A 10,012-nucleotide genomic window follows, 5' to 3' on the forward strand; every position below is an offset into this window, starting at 1 on the left:
CAATTACATCTTCGGTAGCAATCAATTACATCTTCGGTAGCAATGTTACCTGTGAGGTCATCAGCAGCCATTGGGCAGCCCCCAAAACCTTTTAAAGCAGAATCTATACGTTTTACCCCCGAACGATAAGCATCTTCTATTTTTTCAAACCGTTCGGCAGGGGTTGAATGTAGATGGATGCCGATTTCGGTATGGTTAAACCTCGAAATCAATTTAGGCAATATGCTCTCGATCTTTTCTGGTGTGGAAACACCTACAGTATCGGCAAGCGACAAAATCTCTACACCTTTACCCACCAGTACATCAGCCCATTTTTCTACAATTTCATAATTCCATTCATCGCCATAAGGATTTCCAAAACCCATTGATAGGTAAACAACCGCTTTTTTGTTGTTTTTAGCGCAAAGGGAGAGCATTTCTTCCACCGTGTTTAATGATTGTACTATGCTTGAATTGGTATTACGCTGTTGGAACGTTTCTGAGATCGAAAAAGGGAAACCAAGGTAATCGACTGCCTCATGCTTTATAGCGTTCTCTACGCCTTTTAAATTTGCTACAATAGCCAAGAGTTTAGTTGCCGTGTTGCTCAAATCCAATTGTGCTAAAACTTCGGCTGTATCGGCCATTTGTGGAATGGCTTTAGGCGAAACAAAACTTCCAAAATCGAGCGTATCGAAACCTACCTGAAGCAGAAGATTCAAATATTCTGCCTTAAGTTCGGTTGGAACAAAATCGTGTAGTCCTTGCATGGCATCGCGTGGACATTCTACTAATTTGAAGTTGTTTTGGCTCATATTTTTGGTTTAACCGCAAAATGCGCAAAGTTTTTCGCAAAGAAAAGAAGAAAAAGGAAACAATTTTTTATCATCAAAGTTGCTCTTAAAGACTAAAGACTAAAGACTAAAGACTAAAGACTAAGACACCTTAACTTCTTCTTTTACGGCTGGTACCTCATCTCTATAATCCACGCTTCGGTCTTTTGCAAAGGTTCTGATAATTAAACGGGTTCCTCTGTCGTAACTGAAATAACTCCAAACCCAATTTACGAAAACAATAATCTTGTTTCTAAAGCCTACCAAAGTCATTAAGTGCACAAACATCCAGGTAAACCATGCAAAAACGCCTTGAAAACGGATTTTTCCAATATCTACAACGGCTTTGTTTCTACCTACGGTAGCCATTGAGCCTTTATCGAAGTATTTAAATTTCTCTAAAGGTTTATTTTCTTTGATGTTGATCAGGTTTTTGGCCAGGTGATGCCCTTGCTGAATGGCGGCAGGTGCAACTCCCGGGTGACCGTTTGGTGTTTCTTCATCAATAATAGCGGCCACATCACCAATAGCATATACATTTTGATAACCCACTACTAAATTCTGCGTATCAGTTTTCAATCGGCCGCCACGAACAATTTCTGCTTTGTCTAAACCACCTAAAACTTCGCCCTTAACACCGGCACTCCAAATTACGGTAGAACTTAAAATTGGTGCTTTATCCTGCAAGGTAAGGGTATGTCCATCATAACTCATTACCCTGGTTTCGTTCATGATCTGAACCCCCATATCGGTAAGGAAATCTTTGGCTTTTTTCTGTGCCTGTGGCGACATTACACCCAATAATTCCGGCGAATTTTCGATCAGGTAGATATTCACCTTGCTAAAATCCATTTCAGGATAATCGTTCGGAATAACGTGTTTTTTAAGCTCTGCTATGGCTCCAGAGGTTTCAACACCTGTTGGGCCTCCACCAACTACTACAAAGTTTAACAATGCACTCTTTTTATCTAAATCTTTTTCGATCAGCGATTTTTCAAAATTCTGTAAGATCAAACTTCTTAAATCCAGTGCCTCCGGGATGGATTTCATTGGCATTGAATTCGCTTCAATTTCTTTATTGCCAAAAAAGTTACTTGTAGAACCTGTAGCAATAACCAAATAATCATAATTAATTCTGCCTATATCGGTTTGTAAACAGTTTTCTGCTGCGTTAACTTCGGTAACCTTGGTTACCCGGAAAATGAGATTTTTCTGTCCTTTAAAAATCTTTCTTAATGGGAAAGCGATCGAATCGGCTTCTAAACCTCCTGTAGCCACCTGATAAAGTAAGGGTTGAAAAGTATGGTAGTTATGTTTATCGAGCATAACCACCTGAAAGGGTTTGTTTTTTAAACGTTTAGCTAACTCAATTCCTCCAAATCCACCGCCAACTATAACTACTCTAGGGTATTCGCTTTTAGGAAGTTGTAAATCCATTTTCGTATCGGTTTATCTATTGCTAATGTAACAAAAAGATAGCCAAAAGGTTTAAGAAATGAGGTTTTGGCAGTAATTCTTGCTTAATAATAAAGATATAACGCTGGCATGACGAAGCGGTGTTTTGTAGGTTTCTTAGTACTGTTTTAAGTTAATTAAACCTGATGGGAGTGAACATGGAGCGCAGCGAAATAAAACGAACAGCAGGGCTATCGGAACCGAAGAGCTACAGGTACTGCTTTTCAAAAACCAAAAATATAGCAAACAACTTTGTGTTTTCGGGGTAAAAAACATGCATAAAAAAAGCGCCCCGATACATCGGAGCGCTTATATATTTTAAGAAATTAATCTCTTACTTTTTCTTCTCAGCTGAGCTACCCAAATCGATTACGATAGGAGTAGAGATACATAATGATGAATATGTACCGATGATACGGCCGATTAACAAGGCGAAGATGAATCCGCGGATGCTATCGCCACCGAAAATAAAGATTACCAATAACACGAAGAATACGGTTAATGAAGTTAAGATGGTACGACTTAATGTACTGTTCAACGCGAAGTTGATTAAGTTGTTACGCTCTTCACCATGTAAATCTTCTTTGCCAGATTCTTTTAATTTCTCACGGATACGATCGAATACAACAACTGTTTCCGTCATGGTGTAACCCATTACCGTTAAAATTGCTGCGATGAAATCCTGACCGATTTCTAATGAGAATGGCATAATACCGTCTAAAATAGTGTAGAAAGATAATACCATTAACACATCATGGAACAATGCGATTACCGCACCTAAACCATACTGCCATTTTTTGAATCGTACTACGATATAGATAAACATGAATAAACATGAGATCAATACCGCATAGAAAGCACCGTTTACGATATCACTTGCAATGATAGGCGTTACTTTTTGTGAACTTACAATTTCATATTTAGAACCGGCTAAACCTTTGTTTAAAGCATCTTCTACAACTTTATCAGTTTTAATGTCCTGATCTTCGATGTGGAAAGTAGTAGTAATTTTTACCTGGCTATCTTCACCTGCAGTTTTAACCTCAGGCGTTTCGTTACCGAAAACCGGGTTTAACTTAGCTTTTAAATCTTCAGTGTTAACTGCTTTATCGAAGTGAACCAAATAAGTTCTACCCCCTTTAAAATCCACACCTAAATTTAAACCACCATTTTTGAAATACATACCAATACCAGCAATAATAATGATGGTAGAGATTACGTAGTAAATTTTACGACGGCCAACGAAGTTGAAACTGATGTTTTTAAATGCGTTACGGGTAATGCTGTTATCGAAACTTACATCGATTTTGCGGTTTAATAACGATTCGAAAACTACTCTCGAAATGGCTACAGCTGCAAATAATGAAGAAAGGATACCGATACATAATGTAGTTGCGAAACCTTGAACCGGACCGCTACCAAAAACGTAAAGGATAGCACCTAAAATAAATAAGGTAACGTTTGAGTCAATAATTGAAGGCATTGCATGTTTAAAACCTTCTTTAATCGCAGTGGCCGTGTTTTTGCCATGTGCAAGCTCTTCACGTACACGCTCGAAAATAAGGATGTTTGCATCTACCGATAAACCAATGGTTAATACGATACCAGCAATACCAGGTAAGGTTAATACTGCACCAAGTGATACCAGGATACCAATGATGAAGAATAAGTTGATTAACAATGCAAAGTTAGCAACCCAACCTGCACGGTGATAATACAACGCCATGAAGATTAAGATTACGATAAAGGCAATTACGAATGAGATTAAACCATCGTGAATAGCTTGTGCACCTAAAGTTGGACCAACTACGTAGCTACCTGCAATACGCGCAGGAGCTGGCAATTTACCAGCTTTTAAGATATTGGATAAATCTTTAGTATCGGCTTGTGTAAAGTTACCAGTGATTGATGAAACACCACCAGCAATTTCGTTCTGTACGGTAGGCGCAGAATAAACCTGGTTATCTAATACAATCGCAATAGATTTTTTGTTGTTTGGATCAGCAGCGGCTTCGGCAGTAATTTTTTTCCACTTAGCAGAACCTTCGCTGGTCATGTACATGGTTACTTCCGGTTTACCTTTTTGATCAAAATCTGCACGCGAATCGCTGATTGCCTCACCACCTAAATCTGGTTTGCCATCAGCACTAACCACTTTAATAGCATATAGTTCGAAAATTTTCGAACCTTCTCTAGGTTTAACACTCCACATAAATTTCATCGTAGATGGAATAGATGCAGCAACTTCAGGAAGTTTTAAATAAGCATTAACCTTTGCGGTATCTTTTTGTAACGACATACCAACAACTGCACCAGGCATTAATTGTTGTTGTCCGTTTTGGCCCTGATAAATAGGAAGGTTAAGAACAGCATACAATGGGTTAGATTTAAGCAATTCAGCTTTAACCGCAGTTGAATCCTTTTTACCTAAGCCAGCAAGTTTACCACCTTTAGCCGTAGTATCTTTAGCAGCAGCTTTTTCTAAACCGGCAAGTTTACCACCAGCAGCTGGAGCAGCAGTTGTATCTTTAGTTGCAGGCGCATCAGCTTTTAATGTTGCCGCTAAAATTTTATTAATGTTTTCTAACAATGGTGCAACTTCTTGCACCTGGTATACTTGCCAGAATTGCAATTCGGCAGAACCCTGTAAAAGTTTAGCAATACGCTCTTTATCTTGTACACCTGGCATTTCGATTAAGATACGGTTGCTACCTTCTTGTTTTTGCATGTTCGGACTAACTACTCCGAAGCCATCGATACGTGAGCGTAGAACTGTAAATGAACGATCGATCGCACTAGTAGCTTCTTTTTCCAAGAAAGATTCAACATCGCCATTGCTTGCGCTAGGTTTTAACTGAGATGCGTTATCCTGGTTAGAAAAATAATCTGCAAGTTTTACTCCAGGGCTTAATTTTTCGAATTCATCAACAAAAATTTTGATGTAATCTTTACCACCGGCATTTAACTGGATCTGTGCGTTCTGAATTGCTTTGTTAAAGTTAGCATCAGTAGGGTTGCCCGCTAATGATTTTACCAACTCCGCTAACGATATCTCCATCGTTACGTTCATTCCGCCTTTTAAGTCTAAACCCAAATTAATCTCTTTCGCTTTTACCTCTTGATAAGTAAATCCAACTACTGGATAAACTTTCACGGTACTCATCGAATCTAAGTAAGCCTTTTCTTTGGCCAAATCACCCTTCGCAGCGTTTTTTGCGTCTTTTTCCACCTTGGATGCTACCAAAGTAAAAGAAAGTGCGTACGCACAAACGATAGCCAATACTATCGCTATAAACTTAATAAAACCTTTTCCTTGCATTGTTTGTTTAAAATAATTTGTCTTTCGCTGTTTTTTAACAAGTCGGCAAATCTAATTAAATTTTTAAATTATAGAACCCCTTAATTGATAATTTATTAACATTAATTTTTATCGGGCAATAATCTTATTTTTTGCCTGCTAACCGTTTTACTGAATACTCATGTTGTTATGCTGCCAAATGATTAGAAAAGCAGGTGCAGCAGCTTTTGCTTGCGTTCGGTCCTGATATAGTTTCAATCTTTTTTAATTTCTGTCATGCTGAGGAACGAAGCATCTTTTCATATTTGGGTTTCTTAGAGACAAAGATGTATAGTAGATCTTTTTTTGAAAAGCAATACCTGTGTTTCTTTTGTTCGGATAGTCCCGCTGTCCGTTTTATCCCGATGAAGAATCGGGATGCTCACTGCCATCGGGTTTAGCTGGCAGGGGAAGAAGCACTATTCAAGTAAAAATAGTAGTCGCCTCAACGAGATCGTCATGCTGAATTTATTTCAGCATCTTTCTTGCAAGATAGACCCTGATCCCGAAGCTTCGGGACAGGATGAAGACCCTAGAAGAAGGTATCTTCGTTGTTAAATTCTTTCTAAAACCTCAAAAGTATAATCGTATTTGTTCTTTTCATCGGCTTTATGGGTTTCACTGCTGATTACTTTCCATTCGTTCCGGTCAATTTCAGGGAAAAAGGTATCCGCATCAAAATTGTGGTGGATGGTAGTTAAATAAAGTGTGGTGGTTTTGGGCAAGGCTTGTCTATAAATCTCAGCACCACCAACAATAAATACCGGTTTTTCTTCTGTTTTGGTAATTGCTAAAGCTTCATCTAAACTATTTACCACTTCAACACTATCGATTTTTAAACTGGAATCCCTGGTGATCACAATATTCCTGCGGTTAGGTAGCGGTCTACCTACAGAATCGAAAGTTTTGCGGCCCATCACTACTGTGTGCCCCGAAGTGGTTTGTTTAAAGAATTTTAAATCGGCTGGCATGTGCCATAAAAGCTGATTGTTTTTGCCTATTGCAAAATTTTCCCCTACAGCTACGGCTATGGAAAGGTTTTTTGGTTCATTAGTCATTGGTCATTTGTTTATTGGTATCGGCATGGTGCATTAAGTGCAGTTCAAGTGAGATGAATTTAATGTACACTGACAACTGAGTTAAGTTTTATCTAAATTTTGCCCAATATATTTTTATATAAGCATTCAGTTTTAAATGGATTGTTTGTAATTCGGTATAAAGTTCTGAATAACAATCTTCAGATATCAAATTTCTGTTTTTTGATTTCCGAAGAAATGATTTTACTTCTAAAATTGAGCCTCGGCTATAATAGCAAAAGTTTTTGTTTTCTTTGAAATGATACCTCCCATATCCTTCTGCAATATTTGCACTAATGGAATCTGCTGCTCTGCATAATTGTTTACCGATGGTATCTTTAGCGAAATATTCCCATCCCATAACAATATCCCAGATTTTATCTGAAATTACCTCAGACAAATTATATACTTCTAAATCCTCTAATTTATAATTCATGATTTCTCTTGATTAAGTAAATTAAAGGGATGATTTTTTAAATAGGGCATTCAATTCTGCACCCAAACAAATGAACCAATGGCTAATGAACGAATGACTAATTAACCAATGACCAATGAACCAATTACACCGCCACTATCCCCTTAATATGCGGGTACGCTTCGTAATTCTCCAGGGTAAAGTCTTCAAATTTAAAATCAAAGATGCTTTTTACATCAGGATTGATTTTCATGGTTGGCAATGCTTTAGGCTCGCGGCTTAATTGTAGGTTGGCCTGTTCGATATGGTTATTGTATAAATGTGCATCGCCAAGGGTATGGATAAAATCTCCTGCTTCTAAACCGCACACCTGTGCTACCATCATGGTTAATAAAGCGTAAGATGCAATATTAAAAGGAACGCCCAAGAAAATATCGGCACTGCGCTGATATAACTGGCAGCTTAATTTCCCATCGGCCACGTAGAATTGAAAAAATGCATGGCAAGGAGGCAAAGCCATATTTTCGATTTCAGCAACGTTCCATGCAGAAACAATAATCCTGCGCGAATCGGGATTGTTCTTTATCGTATTGATGATATTGGTGATCTGATCGATATGTTGCCCATCTGGTGTTGGCCAGCTTCTCCACTGTGAACCATAAACCGGTCCGAGGTTGCCGTTTTCGTCAGCCCATTCGTCCCAGATACGAACACCATTATCTTTTAAGTATTTAATATTGGTATCGCCGGTTAAAAACCAGATCAGTTCGTGAATAATAGATTTTAAGTGCAATTTCTTTGTTGTTACCATCGGGAAACCTTCCTGAAGGTTAAAGCGCATCTGGTAACCAAAAACGCTTATTGTTCCGGTGCCGGTACGGTCGTGCTTTTGAGCTCCATGATCAAGCACATGTTGCATTAAATCTAAATATTGTTTCATACTGTTCTGATAATTTACAAATATCTAAAATTTATCAGGTGTTGAGAATCATTTTTATACACACTGCCCACTTACTAACATTGTAATGATAATTGTTTTTTGGAAATGAATTTGCTGTGCCAATGGAGGCCACCTGTCCTGCTTTTCATTTCAAGTCCTCGCTGCGCTGTGGGCTTTCCACTACAATCAGGTTTGTAATTTACGGTTTCTTCATCAACCCCGATAGAAGTAGCAACTGGCCCCTTARCCCCGGGTGCAGTGTTACCCTGCAGCGAGGAGGAATCCCGAACTTTCGGGAAAGCGTAAAAGCGGAACACGGGAACAAAGTAGGCGATAAACCACCACAATTGCGCTCCAAAAAAGCCCGGCTATATAAAATGCAAAGAAACATAACCCAGTAAAAAACACTTTTGTATGTTTGCAGTTAGAACCGCCCAATGGTTTCGGCACCATGGACTCACGACTTAAGACTCACGACTCAGGACTAACATGCTATCTTTTCCCAACGCAAAAATAAATCTAGGCTTAAACATCACCGAAAAACGTGCTGATGGTTACCACAACCTCGAAACCGTTTTTTATCCGATCAATATTAAAGATTCGGTCGAAATTACCGATGCAGAGGTAACTTTGTGCAAAATTCATGGGATTGATATTCCTGGCGACCCGAACGATAACCTGTGTTTTAAAGCTTATCAATTGGTAAAGAAAGATTTTGATATTCCGGCGCAACAGATCAATTTATTGAAAAATATTCCAGTTGGTGCAGGTTTGGGTGGCGGATCGGCAGATTGTGCTTTCTTGATCAAATTATTAAATGAGAAATTCACTTTGGGGATGTCTGTTGATAAGATGGAAGGTTATGCCCGCCAGCTAGGGGCAGACTGTGCTTTTTTTATAGAGAACAAACCCGTTTATGCATTTAATAAAGGTGATGAATTTGAAAAGTGTGAAATAGATTTGTCAGCCTGGTTTAAAGTTTTGGTAAAACCGCCTGTACATGTAAGTACGGCCGATGCTTATGCGCATGTAAAACCGCAAAAACCTTTGCAATCGTTAAAAGAAATTATACATTTGCATTCAACAACATGGAAAAATAAGGTTATCAACGATTTCGAACTATCGGTATTCGCAAAGTATCCCCAAATTCGTCAAATAAAAACCAGTTTATACGATGCAGGCGCAACATTCGCTTTAATGAGTGGTAGCGGTTCGTCGGTTTTTGCACTTTTTAACCATCCGGTTAAGTTGCCAGAACTGGAAAAAAATAACTTAGTTTATTATAATATTTAAATAGAGCTTAAAGGTTAAAGCAGAAAGACTAAAGCAAATGCGTCTTGATTCTTGATACTAAATACTCGATACTAACAAGATGAACATAAATCTAATCCGCAAGAGCGGTAAATTTAATTTTGAAGCAGAAAACGAGAGCGGTTTTACTGTGGAGTTGGACGCAAAAGCTGCCATTGGTGGCGAAGGAAAAGGTTTCAGACCGATGGAGATGTTACTGATTGGATTGGGTGGCTGCAGCGGCATTGATATGGTAAATGTATTAACCAAGCAGAAGGAACCACTTGATGATATTAAAATCGCTATAAATGCGACCAGAAAAGAGGAAGAAATGCCAYCGATTTTTGATGTAATCGATATTCACTTCGATTTATTTGGCGATTTAAGCATTCAAAAGGTTGAGCGCGCTTTAGCCATGACTTTCGATAAATATTGCTCTGTATCGAATATTTTAGGCCGCTCTGCAACGATTAATTTTACTTACAAAATAAACAAAAGAGAAGTATAAAGTACCAAGTAGCAAGTATATGATGACGACTTTATTCTCACACCACATCTTGATACTTGATACTCAAATTCTTGATACTTGATACTCAAATCTTGATACCCATCTCTTGATACTCAAATCTTGATACTTAAAAATGAAATCCGAAAATTTTGAAACCATAGCCATACGCACTCAAACCG

The 10,012-nt window shown here is 38.4% G+C and carries 8 protein-coding genes; 2 read left to right on the forward strand and 6 right to left on the reverse strand.

What is annotated here, in order from left to right; all coding sequences use genetic code 11:
• The 6 genes from AC1DPQ_RS07660 to AC1DPQ_RS07685 all read right to left on the reverse strand — a co-directional run.
• A partial coding sequence (locus tag AC1DPQ_RS07660) for a hydroxymethylglutaryl-CoA lyase (RefSeq protein ID WP_477608656.1) occupies window positions 1-794 on the reverse strand: 794 nt, incomplete at its 3' end.
• A 120-nt stretch (window positions 795-914) separates the two neighbouring features.
• The gene (locus tag AC1DPQ_RS07665; protein ID WP_477608658.1) at window positions 915-2,249 is read right to left on the reverse strand and encodes an NAD(P)/FAD-dependent oxidoreductase; all 1,335 of its coding nucleotides are present in this window, start codon (window positions 2,247-2,249) and stop codon (window positions 915-917) included.
• Between the two features lie 352 nt (window positions 2,250-2,601).
• On the reverse strand, window positions 2,602-5,586 hold the full coding sequence (secDF, locus tag AC1DPQ_RS07670; protein WP_477608660.1) for a protein translocase subunit SecDF: 2,985 nt from the start codon (window positions 5,584-5,586) through the stop codon (window positions 2,602-2,604).
• Between the two features lie 572 nt (window positions 5,587-6,158).
• Entirely contained in the window at window positions 6,159-6,662 is a 504-nt protein-coding gene (locus AC1DPQ_RS07675; RefSeq protein WP_477584445.1) for a dihydrofolate reductase, read from the reverse strand.
• An 88-nt stretch (window positions 6,663-6,750) separates the two neighbouring features.
• Window positions 6,751-7,116: a four helix bundle protein gene (locus AC1DPQ_RS07680; protein ID WP_477584443.1), complete on the reverse strand. Its 366-nt coding sequence runs from the start codon at window positions 7,114-7,116 to the stop codon at window positions 6,751-6,753.
• A 124-nt stretch (window positions 7,117-7,240) separates the two neighbouring features.
• Window positions 7,241-8,035: a thymidylate synthase gene (locus AC1DPQ_RS07685; protein WP_477584441.1), complete on the reverse strand. Its 795-nt coding sequence runs from the start codon at window positions 8,033-8,035 to the stop codon at window positions 7,241-7,243.
• 489 nt (window positions 8,036-8,524) lie between these two features.
• On the opposite strand from AC1DPQ_RS07685, the gene ispE reads away from it, so the two are divergent.
• Window positions 8,525-9,328 carry a 4-(cytidine 5'-diphospho)-2-C-methyl-D-erythritol kinase gene (ispE, locus tag AC1DPQ_RS07690; RefSeq protein WP_477582478.1) on the forward strand — a complete coding sequence of 268 codons (804 nt, stop codon included), beginning with the start codon at window positions 8,525-8,527 and terminating at the stop codon, window positions 9,326-9,328.
• Window positions 9,329-9,407: 79 nt separating this feature from the next.
• Window positions 9,408-9,833 (forward strand): OsmC family protein, encoded by a 426-nt coding sequence (locus AC1DPQ_RS07695; RefSeq protein WP_477608662.1) that lies wholly within the window; start codon window positions 9,408-9,410, stop codon window positions 9,831-9,833.
• The last annotated feature ends 179 nt before the right edge of the window (window positions 9,834-10,012 follow it).

This window comes from Pedobacter sp. 01T416_2 (assembly GCF_056398925.1).

What these genes read in the sequence shown, in the direction of transcription:
- AC1DPQ_RS07685 (WP_477584441.1), bottom strand. Translation starts at nt 8,035, where the DNA reads ATGAAACAATATTTAGATTTAATGCAACATGTGCTTGATCATGGAGCT.
- AC1DPQ_RS07665 (WP_477608658.1), bottom strand. Translation starts at nt 2,249, where the DNA reads ATGGATTTACAACTTCCTAAAAGCGAATACCCTAGAGTAGTTATAGTT.
- ispE (WP_477582478.1), top strand. Translation starts at nt 8,525, where the DNA reads ATGCTATCTTTTCCCAACGCAAAAATAAATCTAGGCTTAAACATCACC.
- AC1DPQ_RS07680 (WP_477584443.1), bottom strand. Translation starts at nt 7,116, where the DNA reads ATGAATTATAAATTAGAGGATTTAGAAGTATATAATTTGTCTGAGGTA.
- AC1DPQ_RS07675 (WP_477584445.1), bottom strand. Translation starts at nt 6,662, where the DNA reads ATGACTAATGAACCAAAAAACCTTTCCATAGCCGTAGCTGTAGGGGAA.
- secDF (WP_477608660.1), bottom strand. Translation starts at nt 5,586, where the DNA reads ATGCAAGGAAAAGGTTTTATTAAGTTTATAGCGATAGTATTGGCTATC.